Annotated in this window: 16 protein-coding genes, 2 tRNA genes and 1 pseudogene; 11 read left to right on the plus strand and 8 right to left on the minus strand. The window is 72.6% G+C overall.

Annotation, left to right across the window (positions count from 1 at the left end; all coding sequences use genetic code 11):
• Positions 1-121: 121 nt before the first annotated feature.
• A complete protein-coding gene (locus MNY60_RS09600) occupies positions 122-1,129 on the minus strand; it encodes a YafY family protein (RefSeq protein WP_242334517.1) in 1,008 nt (335 codons plus the stop codon).
• A gap of 81 nt (positions 1,130-1,210) precedes the next feature.
• Between MNY60_RS09600 and MNY60_RS09605 the strand changes: the two genes are divergently transcribed.
• On the plus strand, positions 1,211-1,876 hold the full coding sequence (locus MNY60_RS09605; protein ID WP_242334520.1) for a DUF1054 family protein: 666 nt from the start codon (positions 1,211-1,213) through the stop codon (positions 1,874-1,876).
• 28 nt (positions 1,877-1,904) lie between these two features.
• Here the strand turns inward: MNY60_RS09605 and MNY60_RS09610 are convergent, their stop codons facing one another.
• On the minus strand, positions 1,905-2,732 hold the full coding sequence (locus tag MNY60_RS09610) for a hypothetical protein (RefSeq protein WP_242334523.1): 828 nt from the start codon (positions 2,730-2,732) through the stop codon (positions 1,905-1,907).
• A 165-nt stretch (positions 2,733-2,897) separates the two neighbouring features.
• Between MNY60_RS09610 and MNY60_RS09615 the strand changes: the two genes are divergently transcribed.
• The 4 genes from MNY60_RS09615 (at position 2,898) to MNY60_RS09630 (ending at position 6,821) form a co-directional block, all read left to right on the plus strand.
• A complete protein-coding gene (locus MNY60_RS09615; protein WP_242334525.1) occupies positions 2,898-4,451 on the plus strand; it encodes a HAMP domain-containing sensor histidine kinase in 1,554 nt (517 codons plus the stop codon).
• Positions 4,448-5,869, plus strand: coding sequence for a pitrilysin family protein (locus MNY60_RS09620; RefSeq protein WP_242334528.1), 1,422 nt, complete (start codon positions 4,448-4,450; stop codon positions 5,867-5,869). Before MNY60_RS09615 ends, MNY60_RS09620 begins: the two co-directional genes overlap by 4 nt.
• Before the next feature lie 136 nt (positions 5,870-6,005).
• Entirely contained in the window at positions 6,006-6,464 is a 459-nt protein-coding gene (locus MNY60_RS09625; RefSeq protein ID WP_242353059.1) for a bacteriohemerythrin, read from the plus strand.
• Positions 6,465-6,509: 45 nt separating this feature from the next.
• Positions 6,510-6,821, plus strand: coding sequence for a hypothetical protein (locus tag MNY60_RS09630; RefSeq protein WP_242334534.1), 312 nt, complete (start codon positions 6,510-6,512; stop codon positions 6,819-6,821).
• Here the strand turns inward: MNY60_RS09630 and MNY60_RS09635 are convergent.
• Genes MNY60_RS09635 through dapF form a run of 4 tightly spaced genes read right to left on the minus strand, consistent with a single transcriptional unit; the run spans position 6,818 to position 11,773 of the window.
• Positions 6,818-7,612 carry a PhzF family phenazine biosynthesis protein gene (locus MNY60_RS09635; RefSeq protein ID WP_242353049.1) on the minus strand — a complete coding sequence of 265 codons (795 nt, stop codon included), beginning with the start codon at positions 7,610-7,612 and terminating at the stop codon, positions 6,818-6,820. The genes MNY60_RS09630 and MNY60_RS09635 overlap by 4 nt on opposite strands.
• 22 nt (positions 7,613-7,634) lie before the next feature.
• Complete coding sequence (locus MNY60_RS09640) at positions 7,635-9,092, minus strand: DUF4388 domain-containing protein (RefSeq protein WP_242353047.1); 1,458 nt, start codon at positions 9,090-9,092, stop codon at positions 7,635-7,637.
• A gap of 9 nt (positions 9,093-9,101) precedes the next feature.
• A complete protein-coding gene (locus tag MNY60_RS09645; protein WP_242353045.1) occupies positions 9,102-10,970 on the minus strand; it encodes a response regulator in 1,869 nt (622 codons plus the stop codon).
• A 2-nt stretch (positions 10,971-10,972) separates the two neighbouring features.
• Positions 10,973-11,773 carry a diaminopimelate epimerase gene (dapF, locus tag MNY60_RS09650; protein ID WP_242353043.1) on the minus strand — a complete coding sequence of 267 codons (801 nt, stop codon included), beginning with the start codon at positions 11,771-11,773 and terminating at the stop codon, positions 10,973-10,975.
• Positions 11,774-11,804: 31 nt separating this feature from the next.
• Here dapF and MNY60_RS09655 point away from each other — a divergent pair, with 31 nt between their 5' ends.
• Positions 11,805-13,199 carry a formimidoylglutamate deiminase gene (locus tag MNY60_RS09655; protein WP_242353041.1) on the plus strand — a complete coding sequence of 465 codons (1,395 nt, stop codon included), beginning with the start codon at positions 11,805-11,807 and terminating at the stop codon, positions 13,197-13,199.
• A gap of 52 nt (positions 13,200-13,251) precedes the next feature.
• Entirely contained in the window at positions 13,252-14,367 is a 1,116-nt protein-coding gene (gene argE, locus MNY60_RS09660) for an acetylornithine deacetylase (protein WP_242360514.1), read from the plus strand.
• 38 nt (positions 14,368-14,405) lie between these two features.
• Here the strand turns inward: argE and MNY60_RS09665 are convergent, their stop codons facing one another.
• Positions 14,406-17,102 (minus strand): SNF2-related protein, encoded by a 2,697-nt coding sequence (locus tag MNY60_RS09665; RefSeq protein ID WP_242360515.1) that lies wholly within the window; start codon positions 17,100-17,102, stop codon positions 14,406-14,408.
• 147 nt (positions 17,103-17,249) lie between these two features.
• Here MNY60_RS09665 and MNY60_RS09670 point away from each other — a divergent pair.
• Positions 17,250-17,321, plus strand: a tRNA-Val gene (locus MNY60_RS09670).
• Between the two features lie 16 nt (positions 17,322-17,337).
• Positions 17,338-17,414 (plus strand) — tRNA-Asp (locus MNY60_RS09675).
• Between the two features lie 265 nt (positions 17,415-17,679).
• Here the strand turns inward: MNY60_RS09675 and MNY60_RS24460 are convergent.
• Positions 17,680-17,991: pseudogene (locus tag MNY60_RS24460) on the minus strand (tyrosine-type recombinase/integrase); the annotation flags it as partial.
• Here MNY60_RS24460 and MNY60_RS24235 point away from each other — a divergent pair.
• A complete protein-coding gene (locus tag MNY60_RS24235) occupies positions 17,919-18,347 on the plus strand; it encodes a Fic/DOC family N-terminal domain-containing protein (protein ID WP_242360516.1) in 429 nt (142 codons plus the stop codon). The pseudogene MNY60_RS24460 and the gene MNY60_RS24235 sit on opposite strands and share 73 nt — an antisense overlap.
• A 402-nt stretch (positions 18,348-18,749) precedes the next feature.
• The gene (locus MNY60_RS09685) at positions 18,750-22,514 is read left to right on the plus strand and encodes an NACHT domain-containing NTPase (protein WP_242360517.1); all 3,765 of its coding nucleotides are present in this window, start codon (positions 18,750-18,752) and stop codon (positions 22,512-22,514) included.
• Positions 22,515-22,523: the final 9 nt, after the last annotated feature.

Genomic DNA, 22,523 nt, shown 5'->3' on the forward strand with positions numbered 1-22,523 from the left:
GCGGCGGCCTTCGGGGCCGGGGCCTGGGCCGGCTTCGGCGCGGCGGACCTCGGCGCCGCGCGCCGCGCCGGAGCGCGGGACGCCGGGGCCGCGGGCGACGCCTTGCGTCCCTTCGCCGCGCTCACGCGAGCCCCCGCTCGAGGCCGGCGAGCACCGTGCGCGCCTTCTCGCGCAAGGCCTTCGGCTGGAGGAGCTCCGCGCGATCGCCGAGCGCGAGCACGTGCCGCAAGAGCCCCTCCTCGTTCGTGGCGTCCACCTCGACGAGCGTCGCGCCGCCGTCCTCCGCGAGCCTCGCGCGCGGGCCGAACGAGGCGATCACCTCGGCGGGCACGGGCGGCTCGAGCCGGATCCGGCAGCGGACCGCGCCGTGGACGTCGTACTCCCAGATCTCGCGGGTGGCGAAGTCGGCGAGCGAGAAGTCCTTGCGCGTCGCGAAGTCCGGCGTGCGGGGCGCCGACGGGTTCATGGCGAGCGAGACGATGCGCTTGAGGTGGAACGTGCGGATCGCCTGGCGCAGGTGGCAGAAGCCCGCGAGGAACCAGGCGCCGCCGCGCTGGAAGAGACCGTACGGATCGACGTCGCGCTCGGTCGTCTGGCGCCGCTCCGCGCCGAGGTACACGACGTGGACGCGCTTCTTGTGCGCGACCGCGCGCGAGAGCTCCTCCACGCGCGCGCCGACGTCCACGCCGTCGCCCTCCTCGGGCGCGGAGAGCTGGCGCGTCGCGAGCGCCGCGGCCTCGGAGGCGCCCGGCGCCCGCGCCGCGAAGGAGAGCTTGTTGAGCGCGTGGGCGAGGTCGCGGGAGTAGGGGAACGTCCCGCTCGCGAGCGCCGCCGAGCCGGCGAGGTAGAGGAGGGCGAGGTCCTCCGGCGGGAGCCGCAGGTCGGGCAGGTAGAACTCGTCCCGCTCGATGAGGTAGCCGGCGGGGAGGTCCTCGTCCCCCGCGGCGTAGCGCACGGGGATCCCGAGCTCGAGCAGGTCCGCCTTGTCCCGCTCGAACTTGCGGATCGCGGCCTCGCCCTTCCCGCCGTAGTCCTCGGGGAACTGCTCCTGGATCTCGCGCCAGGAGACGGGCTCGGCGGCCTTGAGCAGGAGCGCCGCGAGGTCGAGGAGCCGCTGGTCCTTCTGCATCGGAGGGGTGAACCTAGGCCCACGCCGCCCGGGCCGTCAACGTGTGTTAGGATCGTCCGCCCAATTGCGCTGGGGGCGCTCATGGCAGGCCTCGGCCTCGGTCCACCCGACTTCGGGATGTTCGAGATCGACGATCCCGACGCGCGGTCCGCCGCGCTCACGGGAAAGCTTCAGCCGAAGCTCGTCGAGCTCGGGAACCACTGCCTCTCCGGCCTGTCCCGCGTCGCCGGGCGGGAGCTCTTCGTCCACCCCGGCAAGATCGTCCACCGCCGGGGCGTCGCCCCCGACGAGGCGCTCGTCACGTTCTGCGAGAGCCCGAAGGGCTACCGCGGGATCCCCTACCTCGCGGTGGTCGCGACGCGCGAGCACCTGCACGCGCGCGTGGGCGTGAAGGGGGACTCCCCGTCGCGCGCCGCGCTGCAGGCCGCCCTCGCGCGCGAGGCGCCGAACCTCGCGCGGAAGGGCAAGCCGTTCCGCAAGCTCCGCAGCTTCCGGGACTGGAACTACGAGGAGCTCCCCGAGCTCGCGCCCGCGCACACCGCGGCCTTCTGGCTGGAGCTCGCGGAGGACCTCGCCCCCGGCGCGGTGGGGCTCGACGTCGGGATCGCGTGGACGAGCGAGGAGGCGCGGAGCCTGTCGCTCGGCGATCTCCTCGGCGTGTTCCGCGACCTCGCGCCCGTGTTCAAGCTGCTCGCGAACGCGAGCGTGAGCAGCCCGATCACCGGCGGTGAGGCGCAGCCCGCCTGAGCAGGCCTGCGCGTTCCCGGGCCCGCCGCTACGCGGCGGTTCCGCCGGCGGGCTCGCTCCCCTCGCCCTTCCCCTTGGCGCTCTCGGCGAGGCGGCGCTCCTCCCGCGCGGCCTGCCGCACCGCCTCGACGAGCTCGTCGTGCTCCTTGCGGAGCGTGTCGTGGCGGCGGCGCAGCTCGGTGTAGCGGTCGGCCGCGAGCTCGAGCTCGCCCTTCTGCACCATGTAGACCCGCTTCTCGGTCTCGAGCCGCCCGCGGATGGCCTTGAGATCTCGCTCCAGCTCGGCGACCCGCTTGCGCGCCTCCGCGAGCTTCGACTCGGCCTTGTCGGCGCGATCCTTCTCGGCGGCGAGGCGGCCGTCGTCCACGGCGGGAGCCGCGGCGGGCACCGCGACCGGGGCCGGCGCGGGGGTCGGGGCGCGAGGCGCCTCGACCGGGCGGCTCCGCGCGCGCTCGAGCTGGGCCGCAGCCTTCTGCAGCTCGCCCTCCACCGCGCGGGCCCGCTCCGCCTGGTGCGCCGCCTCGGCGCGCGCCTCCGCGAGCCGCGCCCCGAGCTTGTCGATCTCCTCGCGCAGCGCCGGCGCGCCGCCCGCGCGCCGCGCGGCCTCCGCCTGCTCGAAGGCCTTCTTCTTCGCGCGCTCGAGATCACCCCGCAGCGCCGAGGCCTCCTCGCGCGTCTTCTTCGCCTCCGCGCGCGCGTCCTGGGCCGCCTTGCGCGCCGCCTCGGCGTCCGCCTCGAGCTTCGCGCGGTCGCCGGTGCGCGCGGCGAGCTCGGCGCGCGCACCGCGGGCAGAGAGGAAGAAGGCGACGGCTGCGAGGACGCCGACGAGGGCGAGGAAGGCGAAGAGTCCGGTCATGGCGGATGTGCTCCGGTGGAGGACCTCCGTAACTAACAGACCTTCCAGCCTCTTGGAAGGAACGCGGCGGGCGTGCGCTCGGCCGCCGCGCTCCGCTCCGCGGGAGGTTAGGAACGATTCGGCGGGGCCGCGCCTTTCGGACGCGCTAGGATCCCCGCCCCTCGAATGCGCCGCGTCGCCACCCGCATCTTCCTCACCTTCGCCGTGGCCCTCGCCGCCTTCGGCGCCGTCGCCGCGTTCGCCATCGTCCGGCTGCACGACGCCCGCCGCGACCTCCGCCTCCTCTCGACGGGCTACCAGCCGCTCACCCGCATCGCGGCGCAGCTCGAGACGAAGGACTGGGTCGCGGCCCGGGCGCTGGAGGCGCGGGCCCTCGATCGCGCCGCGCGCCAGGCGTACCTCCCGGTGGCGCGCGCGCACTTCCCGGCCCTCGTCCGGGAGAAGATCGAGGAGGCGAACCGCGTCATCGCCGACGCCCGGCTCCTCGCCCGCGACGAGGACGCGCGCTTCCTCGACGACGTGCAGGGGCGGCTCGCCGCGCTCGGCACCCGCTGGTCGGAGTACGACGCCAAGGCGCGCGCGCTCTTCGACGCGCTCGAGGCCGGCGAGGGGCAGGATCCGCGGACGGCCGCCGCCTTCGAGGCGCACGCGCAGGAGGTCCGCCAGCTCGAGAAGGGGCTCTCGCTCGACGTGAAGCTCCTCCAGGTCGCGCTGGAGAGCCAGACCGCCGATCGTGTCCGGGCGGCCGAGCGGGCGGAGGGCCGGACGGTGGCGCTCATCGTCCTCTACTCGCTCGGCGCGCTCGCGATCGGCGTGGGCGCCGCCCTGCTCTCGCAGCGGCTCCTCGCGCCCATCCAGACGCTCACCGAGGGGGTGAAGGCCGTCGCCGCGGGCGATCTCACGCGCATGGTCGACGTGAGGAGCGACGACGAGATCGGCCTGCTCGCCGGCGAGTTCAACGCCATGGCGGCCTCGCTCGGGCGGCAGCGCGACGAGCTCCGGCGGGCGGAGCGGCTCGCCGCGGTCGGCCGCATCTCCGCCCAGATCACGCACGAGATCCGCAACCCGCTGAACGCGATCGGCCTCAACGCCGAGCTCCTCGCCGAGGAGCTCGCGGAGCTGTCCGCTCCCCGCGAGGCGACGCAGCTCGTGGCGGCCATCTCGCGCGAGGTCGATCGCCTGAACGGCGTGGCCGAGGAGTACCTGCGGTTCGCGCGGCTGCCGAAGCCTGCGCTCGAGCGCCAGGACCTGAACGAGCTCCTCGCTGGCCTGCTCGACTTCCTCGCCCCGGAGCTCGCGGCCGCCCGGATCGAGCTCCATCGCGAGCTCGAGCCGGGGCTGCCCACCGTGCAGGCGGACGAGGGCCAGCTCCGCGCCGTGTTCCTCAACCTGCTCCGCAACAGCCGGGAGGCCATGCCCTCGGGCGGGATCGTGACGGTGCGCACCCGCCGCGCGGGGGAAGCGATCGAGGCCGAGGTCGCCGATACGGGCGGGGGGATCCCCCCAGGGGATCTGACGCGCATCTTCGAGGCCTTTTACTCGACGAAGGAGCGCGGCACCGGTCTCGGTCTCGCCTTCACCCGGCAGGTGGTAGAGGAGCACGGAGGCTCGATCCGCTGCGACAGCGCGGTCGGTCGAGGGACGACGTTCGCCGTCCGCCTGCCGGCGGCGGCGGACGAGCAGACTGCAACACCCACGGAGGTCGTGAGTACGAGATGAGGCAGCCGAGGCACGAGATCCGGCGGAAGCGCCGCAAGCTCCTTCCGCAGAAGGCCGGCGCGATGATCCGCGCCGGCGATCCCCGCCAGCGCGTCGCGGCGCGTCCGAGGCCCCCGCGCGAGAACTGGGGGGAGGTGCATCGCTCCGTGCTGTCGAACGGGCTGCGCGTGCTCACGGCGCGCGCGCCGGGCCTCCACTCGGCCATGATCGCGCTCTACGTGCGCGCCGGCTCGAGACACGAGACCGCCGCGCGGAACGGGGTCTCGCACTTCCTCGAGCACCTGTTCTTCCGAGGCTCGGTGGCCTGGCCGGACACGGTCGCGATGAACGCGGCGGTGGAGAGCGCCGGCGGGAGCCTGAACGGCATCACCGCGCGCGACCACGGCTGCTATTACACGCCCATCCACCCGGACGAGGTCGGAACCGGGCTCGCCATCCTCGGCGACCTCATCCGCCGGCCGCTCCTCAAGGAGATGGACGTCGAGCGCGAGGTGATCCTGGAGGAGATCCTCGACGAGGTGGACGCCGACGGCCGCGACATCGACCCGGACAACCTCTCGAAGCGCATCGTCTTCGGCGATCACCCGCTCGGCTACAAGATCGCGGGGACGCCGGAGATCGTGCGGCGCCTCTCGCGGCGCGACGTGCGGGCGCACCACGAGCGCTTCTACAGCGGGGCGAACCTCGTCCTGGCGGTGGCGGGTCCCGTGCGGGCGAGCGACGTGGAGGAGCTCGCCGAGGAGCACCTCGGACGCCTGCCCCGCGGCAAGGCCAGCACCGACCTCGCGCCGCCGCCCTGGCCGGGCGGGCCGCGCCTCGAGCTCGTGGACCACGACGACGCCCAGGCGGAGTTCTCGGTCTCGTTCCCCTGCCCTCCGGAGCGCCACGCCGACTACCCGGTCCACCTCTGCATCCGGCGCATCCTCGACGACGGGCTCTCCTCCCGGCTGCCGTTCGAGATCGTCGAGCGGCGCGGCCTCGCCTACTCGCTGCACGCCGGGATCGACACGTTCGCCGACGCGGGCATGACGGTCGTGGACGGCGCGTGCGCCCCGCGCAAGCTCCCGCGCGTGCTGGAGGAGGTCCTGCGGGTCCTCGGCCAGCTCGCCGAGCAGCCCATGCCGGAGGAGGAGCTGCTGCGCGTCCAGCGGCGCCACCGCATGACCCTCGCCTTCTCGCTCGACAGCGCGGCCGACCTCGCCGGCTGGTACGGCGCGGGCGAGGTGCTCTCCGCGCCCGAGAGCTTCGAGGAGCGCTGCCGCCGCGTCGAGCGCGTCACCCCCGCCGACGTGCAGCGCGTCGCGGCCGAGACGTTCCGGCGCCGGAACCTCGTCGCGGTGGTCGTCGGCCCCTCCGGCCGTCGCGACCGCGCCAGCCTGTCGCGGCTGGTCGCGACCACGACAGCCATCCCCACTTAGAGTGTGGGCGAAGGCGCGCACGCCGCTCCTCTCGGGGCGGTCGTGATGTCCGTCAACCGTGGGCGTGTCAGCGGGCTCCAGGGCTCGTACCCTCCGTCAGAGGACCGCGCGACCATGGCGCGGGAGGGGAGATTCCATGGCGCTCCGCTGGACGTCGGCCCTGTCGCTTGGCGTGGCCGAACTGGACGCGCAGCACGAGGAGCTGTTCCGCCGCTTCGACCGGCTCCTCGACGCCATGCTCCGGCGCGACCGCAGCGAGGCGACGAGCCTCATCGGCTTCCTCCAGCACTACACCCGCGATCACTTCGCCGCGGAGGAGCGGCTCATGCGCGAGGTGGCGTACCCCGACGCCGCCCTCCACGCCGCCGAGCACCTCGCCTTCGGCGCCGAGATCGACGCGCTCTCGAACCTGTTCGCGGTGGAGGGTGCGAGCGCGCGGCTCGTGCTCCGGCTGGAGCGCGAGGTGACCGGCTGGCTGCAGGATCACGTCTACTCGACCGACCATGCGCTCGCCCGCTTTCTGCTCGCGCGGGCGGCCGGGCCCACGCCCGTCACCGGGAGCCCGGCGCGCCAGCGGCGCGCCTCGGAGGCGTGATCCCGTGGCCCGCCGCCGGGACGGGTGCTAACGTCCTGGGCTCCCATGGCGGACTTCGTCACGCGCGCGGTCGAGCGACTCCGGCAGGACCCCGGCTTCAGCCGGAACCGCTACTTCCACGCGCTCTCCTCGCCCGAGGGAAAGCGGGCCCTGCGCATCCACCGCCACCTGCGCTCGCTCGAGCGGGATCTGTCGGCGGGCGCGGCCGCGACCGTGGCGCACGACGCGGAGCGGGTGCGCCTCGTCCTGCGCGGGAAGCGCTCGTCCCGCACAGCCTGGCTCACGCGCGCGGAGTTCCGGCTCCTGTGCACGAGCCCGATCGTCCGCGCCGCGCTCGGCGACCCCGACCTTCCCTAGCGACCCTGCAGCTCGAGCTCGCCCGTGAGGTAGGGCGCGACGCGCCCGGCGAGCACCACCGCGTCCTCGCGGTCCTCGCATTCGACGACGCCGCCGCGGCGCGACACCTGATGCGCGAGCAGCCGGCGGCGCCCCAGGCGCCCGGCCCAGTAGGGCGCGAGGGTGCAGTGCGCCGAGCCGGTCACCGGGTCCTCGGGGATGCCGGCCTGGGGCGTGAAGTAGCGCGAGACGAAGTCGGCGCCGCGGCTCCCCGGCGCCGTGATCGCGAGCCCCGCCGCGTCGAGCGCCGCGACCGCCGCGAGGTCGGGCGCCGCGGCGCGCACCGCCTCCTCGCTCTCGAGGACCGCGACGAGATCGCGCGCGAGGAGCGTCGCGAGCGGGCGGCGGCCGAGCGCGCGGAGGAGCGGCTCCGGCGGCTCGACGGGCCTCGCGGGACGGCGCGGGAACGTCATGACGAGGCGCTCGCCCTCGCCTCGCGCGACGGCGAGCGGGCCGCTCTGCGAGCGGAACGTCACCGCCGCGCGGCCGGGCTCGAGCCGGGAGAGCACGACGAAGCCGGCGGCGAGCGTCGCGTGGCCGCAGAGGTCCACCTCGACCGTCGGCGTGAACCAGCGGATGGCGTACCCGTCGCCCTCGCGCACCAGGAACGCGGTCTCGGAGAGCGCGTTCTCGGCGGCGATCGCGCGGAGCGTGTCGTCCGGGAGCCAGCCGTCGAGGACGCACACGGCGGCCGGGTTCCCGGCGAACACGCGCTCGGCGAACGCGTCCACCTGCCAGATCGGGATCCGCACCTGGAGCTCCTCCCGCGCCCGCTCAGTACATCGCGGCGCGCGCGCCCGCGCCGGCGAGGAGCGCGCGCAGCCCCTCCGCGGCGTCGCTCCCCTCGAAGGCGAATCCGCCCGGCGCCTGGCGGAGCGACTCCGGCACCGCCGCCTCGGATGGCCCGCAGACGACCACGGGGAGGCGGAGCACGTTCGCGAGCTCGGCGAGGAGCGGCGCGTCGTCGTCGGCGGGGAGCAGGACGAGCGCGCCGACGGCGCCCGCCGCGAAGGGCCGCCAGAGCGGCCGCTGCGCGCGCTCGCCGGGGAGCTCGGTCAGGTCGAGGCGTACGCCCTCGCCGAGCGTGACGCGCCCGAGCGTGCCGAAGCCGGCGGGGGCCTCGACCTCCGCGTGGAAGCCGGGGACGGTCTGGAAGCGCTGGAGCGCCGCGCGGCGCGCGAGCGGGCCGCCGCCGGCGAGGACGACCTTGCCCACCGCCTGCGCGCCGGAGGAGCGGCCGCGCGCGATGCGCGCCCGCAGCGCGTGGAGCTCGGCCGGGCCGAGCAGCGGCGTGACCTCCGCGGGGGCCGGTCCGGCGAGGCGGCGCGCGTAGCCGCGCTCGAGGAGCGCGACGAGCGCGCGGACGGTCTCGAGGTCGGAGGCGCGGCAGCGGTCCACCACGTCCTGGAAGCGGCGCGGCCCGGCGAGGAGCGCGACCACCTCCTCGGTGACCGGGTGCAGGCCGGCGGGGATCTCGCTCGGGTGGACGGCGAGCTCGACGAGATCGCCGGGCGGCGGGAGCGCCGGCAGGAGCCGCGCGAGCTCGTCGGCCTGGCGCAGCCCCTCGAGGACCAGCTCCTCGACGCGCCGGTCGATCCGCTGCGGCCCGGCGAGCGCGCCCGGCACGAACGCGAACTGCCCCTCGCGCCGGGTGAGGAGCCGCCACAGCGCCTTCTCGCCCACCGCCGCGCCCATCGCGGCGTCCACGACGCGCCCATCGGAGAGCGCGATCTCGGCGCGCTCTCCCTCGCGCTCCACGGTGAGCCGGCCGGTCTTGCGGTTCCCGGCGAGGATCTGGAGGAGGTCGGCGATGGGGATCTGCGCGAGGTTCCCCTCGATCTCGCGGGTCTCGCCGGAGACCGCGCGGGCGGCGTCGACGCGGCGGAAGATCTGCTCGATGCGGGCGAGGACCTCGTCGAGGTTGAACGGCTTGCGCAGGAACGTGCCGAGGCGCGCGCGCTCCGGATCGACGTTCTCGCCGGTGAGGACGACGGGGATCCGCTCGGTGCGCGGGTTCGTGCGGAGGATGCGCACGAAGGTACGCGGGTCGAGGAGCCCCGCGCGCTCGTCGAGGAGGACGAGGTCGGGGAAGCGGAGGATCGCGATCTGCAGCGCCCGCGAGGCGTCGCGGGCGGCGTGGACCTGGTAGCCGCGCTGGCGCAGCGCCGGGGCGAGGGCGCGCACCGTCGCGGCGTCGGGGTCTGCGATGAGGATCTTGCGACCGGGGGCCATCTCGCCTCGCTAGAGGGGCTGCAGGTCGTAGAGGTGCTGGAGCTTCGCGACGAGCGCGTCCACGAGCGGCGCGTCGGAGGTGTGGAACACCCGGCCCCCGGGGCCGGCGAGGAGCGCGTAGGCGGAGTGCTCGGAGAGGAAGAGCACGAAGGCGTGATCGGCGAAGCGCTTGTCGCCGTCGAGGTAGACCTCGGTGACGAGCGGGTGCACGACCGGCGCCGCGTCGCGGCCGCGGGGGCCGAGCAGGTACACCCGCGCGGACGGATCCCCGGCGCGCGCGGCGGCGTCGCCGGGCGGGAGCGCCTGCACGAGCGCCGCGAGCCCGCGCCCGCCCTGCCCGCCGACGTACAGCATCCCCCGCGCCCGCGGGTCGCGCGCGATCTCGCGGGCGGCCTCGCGCTGGGCGGCGGCGAGAAGGTCGCCCTCGACGCGCGCCCGCGCGGAGGGCGAGCTCTCCGGGATGGGGCCCGCGCCGGAGAGCAGCAGGTCCGAGAGCTCCCAGAACGCGGCCGGGTCGAGGTCGTCGAGGTGCAGGCGGCGGACGAGCGAGCCGCGCTGCTCCAGGATGCGCCCGCGCGCCCAGTGGAGCAGCTCGTCGAAGTCCTCCCCGTCCTTCGGGAACGTCGCGGCGCCCATGGAGAGGAGCACCGGGCAGCGCTCCTCGACGCGCTGGATCGCGTCCTCGCGCCGGACCTCCTCGACCGCGCGGCGCAGGAACATGAGCGCGCCGAAGTGGTCGGTCTCGGGGAGGAGCACGTAGTACTCGCTCTCCGAGACCTTCGCGAGGATGTCGGCGTCCCGTCCCACGCGCGCCACCGCCGCGACGAGGTCGCGCACCGCGCGGCGGTACGGCTCGCGCCCCGCCTCCTTGCGCATCTGCTCGGCGTTGTCGAGGGAGAGGACCACGAGCGAGAAGGACCGCGCGTAGCGGCGGGCCTTGTAGAACTCCTTGCCCGCGTAGTCCACGAAGTAGGCGAGGTTGTAGGCGCCGGTCTCGCGGTCGCGCAGGCCCACCCGCTCCACCGCCTGGAAGCGGCGCGCGTTCTTCACCGCGATGGCGGTGAAGTCGGCGATGGTCGCGGCGGCCTGGTGCTCCTCGGCGCCGAAGGGGCCGGCGGCGCGATCGGAGAGGAGCGCCACGCCGACCGGCTCGTCGTCCGCGACGAGCGGCACGAGCATGGCCTCGCCCGCGCCGGCGAACGGCGCCTCGAACGGCGCGCCGCCGCGCAGCGGCTCCGCCCACTCCGCGCCGGCGGGGTCGATCCGCGCCGGCAGCGCCGCGCGATCCACCACGCCGCGGTAGGCGCGGAGCAGGAGCTCGCCGCGCTCGCCGGCGGTCCAGAGCGCCGCGCCCTGCGCGTCGGTGACGCGCGCGAGCACGGAGAGCGCCAGGTCCTGGAGCCGCTCGCCGTCGAGCGTCGAGAGGATCTGCAGCCCCTGCCGGTAGAGCGCCTGGGCGCGGGTGAGGTCGAGGTTCTCGGAGACGAGCTGCGAGTGCTCGCGCCGGAGCTGCACGCGGCCGAGCGCGCGCTCCGCGACGGCGACGAGCTCCTCGGGCTCGACCGGCTTCGTGAGGAAGTCCGCGCAGCCGGCCTTCATGGCCTCGACCGCCATCCGCACGTCCTCGCGCCCGGTCACCGCCACCGCCTCGAGCTCGGGGTCGCGCCGCTTCGCCTCGCGCACGAGGGCGACGCCGTCCATGCCCGGCATGACGATGTCGGTGACCACGAGCTCGAAGCGCTCCTCGGCGAGGAGCGCCAGCGCCTCCTCGGCGGAGGAGGCCGTGCGCGTGGCGTGCCCGGCGTTCGCGAGCGCGCGGCCGAACAGCTCGAGGAAGAGCCGCTCGTCGTCGACGACGAGGATCCTGCCGGTCGCCATCCCTAGAGGTCCGCCTCGCCGGCGAACACCCGCGCGGCCGGGCCGCGCATCGTCACGCGCGTGAGGTCCTCGCCGACGGTGATCTCGAGGGTGCCGCCCGGGAGCCGCACCTCCACCGGGGTCCGGACCGGCGCCGCGCCCGCGCGCACCGCGGCCACCGCCGCGGCGCAGGCGCCCGTCCCGCACGCGTCGGTGAGCCCCGCCCCCCGCTCCCACACCACGAGGTCGATCCCGCCCCCGTGGCCCGGCCGCGCGAAGCCGACGTTCACGCCGCCCGCCACGGCCCGCTCGATCGCGGGCCCGATGGCGGCCGCGCGCTCGCGGGTGGGGACGTCGAAGAGGACGGCGTGCGGGTTCCCCATCGAGACGCGCGCGGCGCGGAGGGTCTCGCCCTCCACCCGGAACTCCTCGTCCCCGAGGACCCGCGCCGGCCCCATCTCGACCGAGACGCTGGACGGGACGCCGGCCGCGTCGCGGTGCACGGCGCAGCGCTTCGGGCCGGAGTCGGTGTCGATGACCAGCTCGCCCGAGAGGCCGCGCGTCTCGGCGAGGTGCCGGGCGACGCAGCGGATCCCGTTCCCGCACATGGCCGCCACCGAGCCGTCGGAGTTGAAGATGTGCATCGTGGCGGCGGCGCCGGGCGTCCGGGGAGGCAGGACGGTCAAGACGCCGTCGGCGCCGATGCCGCGGCGCCGGTCGCAGAGGCGCCGGGCGCGGTCGGGGTCCATCAGGGGCCCGTCCACGACGATGAAGTCGTTCCCGAGCCCGTGGTACTTCACGAAGGAGAGCGGCACGAGGCGCATCATAGCTCGCCTGCCGCTCCGCGCCTCCCCCGTGCCCGGCCCAACGCGCGCCTACCTGCCCGATCTCCTGCTCGCCGGCGGCGAGCTGCGCGCCGGCGCGGCGCTCTCCGTCCGGGACGGGGCGGTCGTGGCCGTCGGCGAGCCGCCGCCGGGCGCCGAGCAGGTCCCGCTCCCGCGCCGGCTCCTCCTCCCCGGCCTCGTCTCCGCCCACGGCCACTCCTTCCAGCGGGCAATCCGCGGGCGGACCGAGCGGCGCGGCGCGGGCCGCGAGGACTTCTGGAGCTGGCGCGCCGCCATGTACGCCGCCGCGAACCGGCTCGGCCCGGACGACCTCGAGGCGGTCGCGCGGATGGCGTTCCACGAGCTCGCGCGCGCCGGGGTCACCGCGGTGGGCGAGTTCCACTACCTGCACCGCGACCCGCACGGCCGCCCGTACGCCGAGCCCGCCGAGCTCGCCCTGCGGGTCGTGCGGGCGGCCCGCGACGTCGGGCTCCGGGTCGTGCTCCTGCGCGCCGCCTACGCGCGCGCCGGCCACGACCTCCCGGCCGATCCGCTCCAGCGCCGCTTCGTCGAGCCGAGCGTGGACGCCTACCTCGCCGGGCTCGACGAGCTCGCCTCGGAGCTCCAGGGCGATCCCCTCGCCACCGTCGGCGTCGCGCCCCACAGCGTCCGCGCCTGCCCCGAGCCGTGGCTCGCGGCGCTCGCCGCCGAGGCGCGGCGGCGGCGGCTCCCGCTCCACGTGCACGCCGCCGAGCAACCGGCGGAGGTCCTCGCCTGCCGCGCCGAGCACGGCCTCTCTCCGATCGCCCTCCTCGCCCGCGCCGGCGCGCTCCACCCGGGCGCGACGCTCGTGCACGCCATCCACCTCGACGACGACGACGTGCGCGCCATCGGCGCCGCGGGCGCGACGGTGTGCGCGTGCCCGCTCACCGAGCGGAACCTGGGCGACGGGGTCGTCCCCGCCGACCGGCTCGTCGCGGCGGGCGCGCGGCTCGCGCTCGGTGCGGACTCGCTCGCGGAGATCGACCTGCTCGGCGAGGCGCGCGCGCTCGAGCTGCAGCTCCGGCTCGTGCGCGGGGAGCGCAACGTGCTCGACGAGCCCGCGGGGACGCTCGCGGCGCGGCTCCTCGGCGCCGCCACCACGGGTGGCATGCGCGCGCTCGGGCTCCGCGGCGGGACGCTCGCGCCGGGCGAGCCGGCCGACTTCGTGGCGGTCGATCTCGACGACCCGTCCATCGCCGGCGCGGCGCCCGAGGCGCTCCTCCCCACGGTGGTCTTCGCGCTCGCGCGGACGGCGATCCGGGAGGTGCACGTCGCGGGCGAGGCGGTGATCACGGCCGGCGACGCGGCTCCCGGGAGGGTGCCCGCCGCGCGGATCCTCGCGGATTTCCGCGCGGCGATGGGCCGGCTGTGGGGCGCCGGCTGACGCGGTGACGAGAAGCCGGCGCGCCGGCCGCAGGTCGTCTAGGCTCCTCGCCATGGATCTCGTCCCGCTCCTCCGCTCCCTCATCGCGATCGACTCGACCTCCACGCGGTCGAACCTGCCCATGCTCGACCTGCTCGAGCGCGAGGCGCGCGCGCTCGGCTTCGAGACGCGCCGCCAGGCCTGGGTGGACGCGAACGGCGTCGAGAAGGGCAACCTCGTCTGCCGGCGCGGGCCGGCCGCGGGCGGCGGCCTCGCGCTCGTCGGTCACTCGGACTGCGTGCCGTTCGACCCGACCTGGGGCGAGGCGCTCCTCGGCGAGGAGCGCGACGGGCGGATCTACGGGCGGGGGGCGGCGGACACGAAGGGCTTCCTCGCCGCGGCGCTCGTCGCCGCCTCGCGCGCGGCGCCGGGGCGGCACCCGCTCTCCCTACTCTTCACGGCCGACGAGGAGATCGGCTGCCTCGGCGCGAAGCGCCTCCTCGCGGAGGGCCGGGTGCACCCGCGCCACGCGATCGTGGGCGAGCCCACCTCGCTCACGCCGGTGCGCGCGCACAAGGGTTACTGCGCGGTGGAGGTGGTGCTCACCGGGGTGGAGGGGCACAGCGCCTACCCGGAGGTCGGCGCCTCCGCCATCCACGCCGCCGGGCGGCTCTTCCCCGAGCTCGAGAAGATCGGCGAGGCGCTGCGCGCCGAGGCGGACGGCGCGTTCTCGCCGCCGCACACCACCTGGAACGTCGGCGTCATCCAGGGCGGCAAGGCGCGGAACATCATCGCCGGCGAGTGCCGCTTCACCTACGAGTGGCGGCCGATCCCGGGGCAGGATCCGCGCAAGGCGCTGCGCCTCGTCGAGGACGCCTGCGCGCGGCTCGCGCGGTCGAACGGCGGCAAGGTGCAGATCGAGGTGACGCCGCTCCGCACCGACGCCGCCGCGGTCACTCCCGCGGAGGCCGAGATCGTGCGCTTCCTGGAGGCGGAGAGCGGGAACCGGCCGACGACGGTGCCGTTCGGCACCGAGCTGCCCGAGGTGATCGGGCTCGGCGCCGAGGCGTGCGTCTTCGGCCCGGGCGACATCCGCGTGGCGCACCGGACCGGCGAGTACGTGGAGATCGCGCAGCTCGAGCGGGCGGCGGAGATCCTGGCGCACGCGATCGAACGGTTCTGCGCCTAGGGGAGCCGCCCGTCGCAGGCAGGGATCGTGCGCCGAGGCTACGGAACGACGACCGCCGCCGCCTCGAGCTCGAGCTTCGCCTTGTCGATCGCCCGCGCCACGATCTCGCGGTGCTGGCGCAGGATGGCGAGCGCGCCCTCGATGCGGGCGCGCGGCGCGCCGCCCTGGAAGGCGGACTCGATGAGCCGCTCCTCCTCGGAGTCGGCGTGGAAGGCGAGCAGCTCGTGGGCCTCCTCGCGGCGCCGGGCGAGGATCTCGAGCGCCTCCCGCTCGGCCGCCTCGCGCGCGGCCTCGAGGACCGCGGCCGGCGCGGCGCCGACCTTCGCGTCCTGCACGTCCTCGATCTCGTCCTCGAGCCGCTGGGCGCCGCCGGGCACGTGCTTGTGGACGCCCTCCAGGTCGACGAGCACCGACACCGGGGAGAGATCGAGGTAGCGCGACGCCTGGCGGGAGGCGACGCGCGCGCCGGGCGCGAGGTCTGCGCTCGAGGCGAGGCGCGGCTCGAAGCGCGCGTAGAGCCCGCCGCGGCGGGGCGCCCACTCGCGCTTCAAGGCGGCGGAGCGGCCCGCCTCGCCGTCGCGGACGAGCCCGACCAGCGCCTCGACGAGCTTGTGCCCGGTCGCGAACCACTGCAGCTCGTCGCGGGCGACCGCGGTCTCGCGCCAGAACGAGCCGAGGTAGGTGACCGGCTCCTCCGGCATCTCCATCCCGGGGAGCGCCTCGATGCGCATGCCGGAGCCCAGCGTGAAGGCGACCTCGAACGGGTGGACGTTCTGGTCGGTGTCCACCTCCATGCCGATCCGCTGGCCCACGTCCGTCGCGAGGTCCTCGAGCTCCTCCTCGAGCCAGCGCGAGAGCGTGACGAGCGCCTGCTCCACGGCCTCGCCCGCGGCCTGCGCCCCGCCGATGCCCTCCGGCACCTCCTCGCCCATGCGCTCGAACGCGTTCGTGACGAGGCGCGACAGCTCGGGGAGGGAGGCGGAGCGGATGTCGAGGAGCGGGTCGCCCTCGTGCTGCGCCGTGCGGGCGGCGGCGACGCGCTCGGCGAGGTCCTTCCGGAACGCCTCGCGCGTGCGCTCGGTGCGCTTGCGGCGGAGCGCGTCGAGCTCCTCGGGGAGCGAGGCGAGCACCGCGTCGAGGCCGCCGACCGGCTCCTCGAAGATGCCGATCTCCTTCTCGTAGAGGTCGGCGAGGAACGCCTCCTCGCCCGGCTCGACCACGAGGTGGATCTCGACCGGGCGGTGCTGCCCGAGCCGGTCGAGGCGGCCGATGCGCTGCTCCAGCACGAGCGGCGACTCGGGGAGGTCGGCGCAGACGAGCTGGCTCGCGAACTGGAAGTTGCGCCCCTCGCCGCCGGACTCGCCGGAGAGGAGGACCATCGGCCCCTCGGGATCGCGGAAGCGCGCGACGAGGCGGTCGCGCCCCTCGAGCGAGGGCGCGTCGTCGTAGAGGAGCGCCTCGAGCCCGGCGCCGCCGATGCCGGCCTGCAGCTCGCGGAGCGCCTCGACGTCGTGGCCGAAGACGAGGACCTTCTCGCCGCCCTTCGCGAGCCGGGCGCAGAGCTCCACGAGCGCGGCGCGCTTCTCGCCCTCCCCGACGTCCTTGCGGCGCAGCACGCGGGCGGTGAACGCGCCGACCTTCACGCGCCGGTTGCGGATGAGGCGCGCGGAGAGGCTGTAGCGATCGGCCAGGTGGGAGAGGAGCGTGAGGCGGTCGGCGGGCTCCTCGCGGGTGAAGACCTCGTCGCCGGGGGCGAGCTCGCGCAGCCGCGCGAGCGCGTCCTCGGGGGAGCCGCCCGCGAGGAGCTTCCGCGCGACGTCCGCGTACGCGTCGTGCTGCTCGAGGCGGACGAGGAACTCGTCGAGCGTGGTCGAGGGGACCGGCTCGACGAGCGAGAGGAGCCGGAAGTACTCGCGCGGATCGAGGCGCACCGGCGTGGCGGTGAGGAGGAGCACGCCGTAGGAGGCGCGGCACAGCGGCGCGACGGCGGCGTGGAGCGCGTCGTCGGCGAGGTGGTGCGCCTCGTCCACGACGAGGAGGTCGAACGGGATCTCGGCCGCGACGTCCACGAGCTCCGGGTCGTCGCGGAGCGCCTCGAACGAGACGATCGCGTGGGGCGAGCGCGCGAGCGCCGCCTCGGCGCCGCCGAGGGCGGCGATCCGCTCCGGCGTGAGCAGCGAGAAGAGCGCGTTGAACTTGTGGAACAGCTCGGCGAGCCACTGGAAGGCGAGGTGCTCGGGGACGATCACGAGCACGCGCTCGGCGATGCCGAGCTGGCGCATGCCGGCGAAGACGAGCCCCGCCTCGACGGTCTTGCCGAGGCCGACCTCGTCGGCGAGCACGAAGCGCGGCAGCCGGTCCGAGAGGATGCGGCCCGCGGCGCCGACCTGGTGCGGGAGCACGTGGACGCGCGACGAGAGCAGCGCGCCGAGCGAGTCGGCGCGGCGGAGCGCCTCGAGCCGGTTCACGCGGGTGCGGAGCGCGAACGCGGCGGCGGAGGCCTGCTCGCCGGCGGCGAGGGCGTCGAGCGGTCCACCGGCCCCCGCCTTCTCGAGCGGGGTGTCCGCCGGGACCTCGGTGAGCGCGGGGTCGCGGCCGGAGACGACCGTCACGCCCTCGCGGCCGGCGAAGCGGACCGCCAGGCGCCGCCCTTCGTCGGCGATCTGGACGATCACCCCAACGCCCCAGCCGCGCTGCGCGCGGTGGATCACCTTCGTCCCCGTTTTCCAGGCCATCCGTGGCGCCCCCGTTACCATGCGTACCCGGGCCGGTCCAGCGTGACCACCTCCCGCCGGAGCCCCGCCGCGGCGGCCCGTCCCAGGCGCGGCCACCGTTGACATGCGGGTCTGCTCAAGCTAGAAACCCGTCCGCTTTCGCGCCTTGGGCGGATAGCTCAGGGGTAGAGCGTCGCCCTTACAAGGCGAGGGTCACAGGTTCGAAGCCTGTTCCGCCCATCCAAGTGTTCGACTTGGGGTGTTAGTTAAGTCGGTTATAACGCCGGCCTGTCACGCCGGAGGCCAGGGGTTCGAGTCCCCTACACCCCGCCACCTCTCGAGGCCGGGATCCTGAACAAGGGTCCCGGCCTTGGTGTTTCTGGAGTCGGAGGCGGACACCAAATGGGATACCAAGGACCGGCTGACGGTGGCGAAAGCTAGCCGAGTCTTCTCGGGATCCGGCCGCGTCCCCGCTCCCGCTCGCCCTGAGCCTGTCGAAGGGCGAGCCGCTGTCGTCCGCCGCTGGCGCGAGCTGGTCCAGCCCGAACCGCAGCCGATCGACTTCGGACTTCATGAAGTCCGGGAGCAGGTGCCCGTACCGCCGCTCGGTGATCTTCGGATTCGAGTGGCCGAGCAGCTTCTGCACCGAGACGAGCCGCGCGCCGAGCATTAGGAGCACGCTCGCGTAGGTGTGCCGGAGATCGTGGAAGCGAATCTCCCGGACCTTGCCCTTCGGCCAGAGCCTGAACCCGGAGCGCGGGCACGGGCCGGACGACTGCGTCCTCCCGCTCCTCGCTGAAGCGGCACGTCTTTCGGCGACAGACGTGTGTGTACCCGGTGACGAGACGCAGCACTGGCCCGCGAACCCTTCCGCGACCGGAGTCAAGGCGGGACGGCGCGCGCTCAGCACCGCGCCTTCATCCCGGATCCGATCGCGCGCATCGAGCTCCCGCTCCCGTCGAGCATCGCCGCCGCGGTTTCGACGGCCGAGCGCGCCGTCGACTGAACCGTGACCCGCCGCGGCTCGCGAGCCTTGAGGTCCTCGCCCGCCGTCTGCTCCGCGCCGAGTCCGTCGCGTCGTCCCGCATCGAGGGCCTGGTCCTCTCGCGGCGGCGCCTCGCACGCGCCGAGGCCGAGGAGCCCGACGATACCGCCCTGTCGGTCCTCGGCAACGTCGTCGCGATGGAGCACGCCGTCGCGCTCGGCGCCGGCGCGAAGCCGCTCCGGCTGAAGGACGTCCTCGAAATCCATCGTCTGCTCTGCTGATGCTCACCACGACCACGCCCCAGCTTGTCGCGGGCAGGCTCCGCGAGCACCAGAACTGGATCGCCGCCGTGTTCTCGCTGAGTTACATCGCCGACCCCTGATCCCAACCTTGACTCGAATCCTGCTCCAAGTCCTCGTGACTCCGGGACACAGCCCCCGGGACCCGTGAGGGCGCAAGCCTGCTAGACTCGCTCGCATTCTTGAGGGGGCGGAGCGATGGCGGACTACTTAATCTCGGGCCTGTCGACGCGAGAATTCGAGCACCTTGTACAGGCGCTCGCGCTGGACGCCGTTAGCCCGCAGGTCCAGCCATTTGGTGACGGCCCTGACGGCGCACGAGAGGCGACGTGCGACGGCCCCACCGCGTACGGAGCTCCGGACGCGACATGGTCCGGGTACGTCGTGATCCAGGCCAAGTTCCGCCAGCGACCACATGCTCGCGACGACGCGCAGTGGCTCCTGACTGAGCTTTCCGGTGAACTTAAGAAGTTTCGCGAACGCGGCCGGCGCCTTCGTCGACCCGAATACTACATCTTGGCGACGAACGTCGTTCTGACACCCACTCACGAAAGCGGGGGCAAAGACCGTGTAATGAAGTGTCTTGCTGACGCGTGCGCCGACCTCGGCATTCGCGATACGGACGTTTGGGATTATGACAAGCTCTGTCGCCTCCTCGACAACAACGCGGACGTCCGCACACGATACTCGACCTTCATCACTCCTGGAGACGTGCTCGCGGAAGCGTTACGCGGGACTTCGGCGCCGCCTGATTTCCACGAAACGATAACAGCCTTCCTTCAGCGAGAACTCAGGGCAGACCAGTATGTAAAGCTCGAGCAGGCAGGCTACGCCAACGAAGAGCAGACCAGGCTCGCGCAGGTGTTCGTCGATGTACCCGCTCACCCAAGGCCGGAATCATTCGATGATGTCGATGACGCCGAAGAAGACGATGATTTCGAGGATGCGGACCGCGAGGACATCGAGCCTGGCGTCGTTGACACACTGTTGCAAGGCGCTGCCCAGAAGCTAGACCGAGCTTCGGTTACGGAACGAGCTGCGGCTCTTGGCCGGGGTCCTGAGTGTCCTGAGCCGGGACGCTATGTCCTCGTAGGCGGTCCCGGACAAGGAAAGACGACCCTCGGCCAGTACGTATGCCAGCTGCACCGTGCCGCCATCCTACGCGACGTCCCGCAGCGGCAGATGTCCGCGGAGTCCACGCAAGCGCTTTCGGAGTTCCTGTCGCAAACCGAGCGCGACGGCTTCATGCTCCCCACGGTTCGTCGCTTTCCGGTGCGAATCGTCCTGAGCCAGTTTGCTGATGCGCTAGCCAGTCGAAGTGCCACATCACTTCTCTCCTATCTGGCCTTGCGCCTTCGCAACGCGGCTCGAACAGCGGTTACCGAAGAGCATCTGCGCGTCTGGCTGACTCGCTACCCATGGTTGCTCGTTCTGGACGGACTTGATGAGGTACCACCGTCGAGCAACCGGCAGGACGTCATCGACCGAATCACTGACTTCTGGTCCGACGCCGCCGTCCTTCAGGCGGACGTGTTCGTGTTGGCAACCACGCGGCCGCAGGGATACGGGCATGAGTTTGTGCCAAGCCTCTACCGTCACCTGTATCTAGCGCCATTGTCTCAGGCCACCGCCCTGAGATACGCGTGCCGCTTGGTTCAGGTGAGACACGCAGCGGACGAGGATCGCCAGCAGAAGATCTTAACGAGGCTTGAGGTTGCCAGCGCCGAGCCCGCCACCGCCCGTCTCATGCGAAGTCCGTTGCAGGTGACGATCATGGCGCTACTTGTGGACAGGTTCGGCGAACCGCCGCGGCAGAGGTGGAACCTCTTCCAGAAGTACTACGATGTAATGTACGAGCGTGAACTCGAACGACAACTTCCTAGCTCTAGAGTGTTGCGCGACCATCGCACGCACATTGACACAATTCATCGAAGGGTCGCACTTCGACTCCAACTTGAGGGTGAACGCGCAGGCGGCGCTGAAGCCGTTATGGACCGGAAGAGTTTTTCCGCCCTAGTGCTCGGCCGCTTGAATGAGGTCGGCTTCAGCGGGCCTCCTGCCGATGTGATCGCCAAGCAAATCATCGATGCTGCGATGCAGCGCCTCGTGTTCTTGGTCGCCCCGACGGAAGGACACGTCGGGTTCGAAATTCGCTCGCTTCAGGAATTCATGGCAGCGGCGGCTCTCACGACAGGAAGTGACCAGCAACTTCGCGATCGCCTGGCACACATTGCGCTCGCAAGTCACTGGCGCAACGTACTTCTTTTCGCCGCCGGCCGGATCGTTGTGGACCGGGAGTACCTGGTTGACGACTTGCTCGCCACGTGTGTTCGGCTGAACGAGTCCAGCAGCTCAGATCGCGCGGTACTGTCTGGTTCGCGTTTGGCGCTCGACGTATTGGACGAAGGCTTGTCGTCGGAGCACCCAACCCACGCCGCGGCGTTCGCGCGGCTGTCGCTTCGAGTCCTCGACACGCCGGAGGATGGCGATATCGAACGGCTAACCGGATGCTATGAGGTTTCGCTCCGACCCGTCTTTGAGCAAGAACTTTCAATGCGCATACTTCAGCGCGCATTGGATATTCAGCGACCCGCGTGGGGGCTCGTTGTAGCGCTCGCAGAACTGGGGCACGACTGGGCACTCGAACTGTTCCGTAACAGGATCTCTGGTGGCGCTACGCTTTGGGGCGCACTCGACGACTGCCCGCTGACCATGCGGGACGCGCGACTCCTGACAGCGATGTGGGAGTTGAGCTTACGGTATGATGCGCCACCCACCGACTGGCCGATCTTCTTCAAGCGAATGGCATTCGACGCCGCGACCGCCGTTCCACCAGTGTTCGTTAGCGCCGTCCGGGCCCAAGGCAATCCTGTACGACCCGAGGACTCCGTTCGTTTCGCCGCCGGCGCGCTGGGGCGCGGGCGCGTGCGGTTTCGTTCACTCCAAGACACAGCATCGAGAGTCGGTAGCGTCGACATTGGAACGCTTCCAGAAACCCAGAACTGGAGGTGTGTGGCCACGGCAGTGCTGTTCGCCTCATCTCCCGACTCTCGCAAGCTGGGCTCCTTGCTTCGGGCCACGGCGAAGTGCACCTCTCAACGAACCCTGCGAGCACTCCGCGACCGCGTCGTCCCCTGGCCCGCGGCTGCCTGCCTATCGGACACAGAGCCCCGACAACTCATCGCACTCGCTGAAGCTGCGGAACGAGGCGACCTTGGGGACACTCACGAGTGGGTGCGTGCAGAAGCACGCTGGCGTACCCATGGCGTGACGCTCCAGGAACTCGAGAACTTCGCCACCTCGGGTGGCCTACCGTATTCTAGAGACATTTATGACACCGGGTTCCCGTTTACCGCTTCGAAACTAGACTGGGGCCCTCGGAATCCTTCTGTCGAATTTGTTGGGCGCTTGATCGCGCTTCGAAACACCGCACCAGGTGGTCCTCGGCGCGTACTTACGGAGTGGCTTGCTTCGTGTTTCTTCAGCAGGGCTACCGCAATTTCAGGCACTGTCGATGAATGGGTCGGGATCCTTAGCGAATGCGAGACCACCGGGGCATTGAAGCAGCTGCCCTGGCCGGCCGCCCAAGATGAGGAATGGGTGCCCGTTCTCGAGGTTCTTGGGACGCGAAAACTTGTCCGCAGGCTAGTCGGTACGAAGTCAGGCTCAGAGGTCATCGATCGTGTCCTGTCGCAGTTCTGGTCCAAGCCGAACAGCGACGGGCTGCTTCAGTTGGCAGTTCGCGTGGGAGTACCAAGCTCGGACGCCCAACTAGACACTGCGCTCTTCGATCCCTCGAGATTCGAAAGCCCCACGAACAAACTGGCGTGCATGTGCCTTCAGATGATTTACGGGAGAATTCGGTTGGATGAAGCCGAACGCTTTGCCGAACAGGCGTGCAGCCTGCTTGAGCGCGCTCCGTACATGGCCGGCCCATTCGCGGACGTGCTCTCTAGGGGGTCTCCCTTCAGCCGGGGAATGTTCGAGGCCATCGCGGCCAGCGTGGTCAATTCGTGGCCCGTGGATGCCGCACCCGTATTCTGGCGCAACCGAGTAGCCGATACTCTTTTGAAAGCTGTTAGGCAGAGGACGTCACAACTCGAGAATCCTGATGTTTGGCGTCGCCTTGGCTTGCCTTCAGTCGTATAGAGACCGCGT

The organism is Anaeromyxobacter sp. SG17 (assembly GCF_022690695.1).
In the GTDB taxonomy this organism is placed as follows: domain Bacteria; phylum Myxococcota; class Myxococcia; order Myxococcales; family Anaeromyxobacteraceae; genus Anaeromyxobacter; species Anaeromyxobacter soli.

What these genes read in the sequence shown, in the direction of transcription:
- MNY60_RS09615 (WP_242334525.1), top strand. Translation starts at nt 2,898, where the DNA reads ATGCGCCGCGTCGCCACCCGCATCTTCCTCACCTTCGCCGTGGCCCTC.
- MNY60_RS09600 (WP_242334517.1), bottom strand. Translation starts at nt 1,129, where the DNA reads ATGCAGAAGGACCAGCGGCTCCTCGACCTCGCGGCGCTCCTGCTCAAG.
- MNY60_RS09640 (WP_242353047.1), bottom strand. Translation starts at nt 9,092, where the DNA reads ATGGCCCCCGGTCGCAAGATCCTCATCGCAGACCCCGACGCCGCGACG.
- MNY60_RS09625 (WP_242353059.1), top strand. Translation starts at nt 6,006, where the DNA reads ATGGCGCTCCGCTGGACGTCGGCCCTGTCGCTTGGCGTGGCCGAACTG.
- MNY60_RS09605 (WP_242334520.1), top strand. Translation starts at nt 1,211, where the DNA reads ATGGCAGGCCTCGGCCTCGGTCCACCCGACTTCGGGATGTTCGAGATC.
- MNY60_RS09645 (WP_242353045.1), bottom strand. Translation starts at nt 10,970, where the DNA reads ATGGCGACCGGCAGGATCCTCGTCGTCGACGACGAGCGGCTCTTCCTC.
- argE (WP_242360514.1), top strand. Translation starts at nt 13,252, where the DNA reads ATGGATCTCGTCCCGCTCCTCCGCTCCCTCATCGCGATCGACTCGACC.
- MNY60_RS09620 (WP_242334528.1), top strand. Translation starts at nt 4,448, where the DNA reads ATGAGGCAGCCGAGGCACGAGATCCGGCGGAAGCGCCGCAAGCTCCTT.
- dapF (WP_242353043.1), bottom strand. Translation starts at nt 11,773, where the DNA reads ATGCGCCTCGTGCCGCTCTCCTTCGTGAAGTACCACGGGCTCGGGAAC.
- MNY60_RS09665 (WP_242360515.1), bottom strand. Translation starts at nt 17,102, where the DNA reads ATGGCCTGGAAAACGGGGACGAAGGTGATCCACCGCGCGCAGCGCGGC.
- MNY60_RS09610 (WP_242334523.1), bottom strand. Translation starts at nt 2,732, where the DNA reads ATGACCGGACTCTTCGCCTTCCTCGCCCTCGTCGGCGTCCTCGCAGCC.
- MNY60_RS09630 (WP_242334534.1), top strand. Translation starts at nt 6,510, where the DNA reads ATGGCGGACTTCGTCACGCGCGCGGTCGAGCGACTCCGGCAGGACCCC.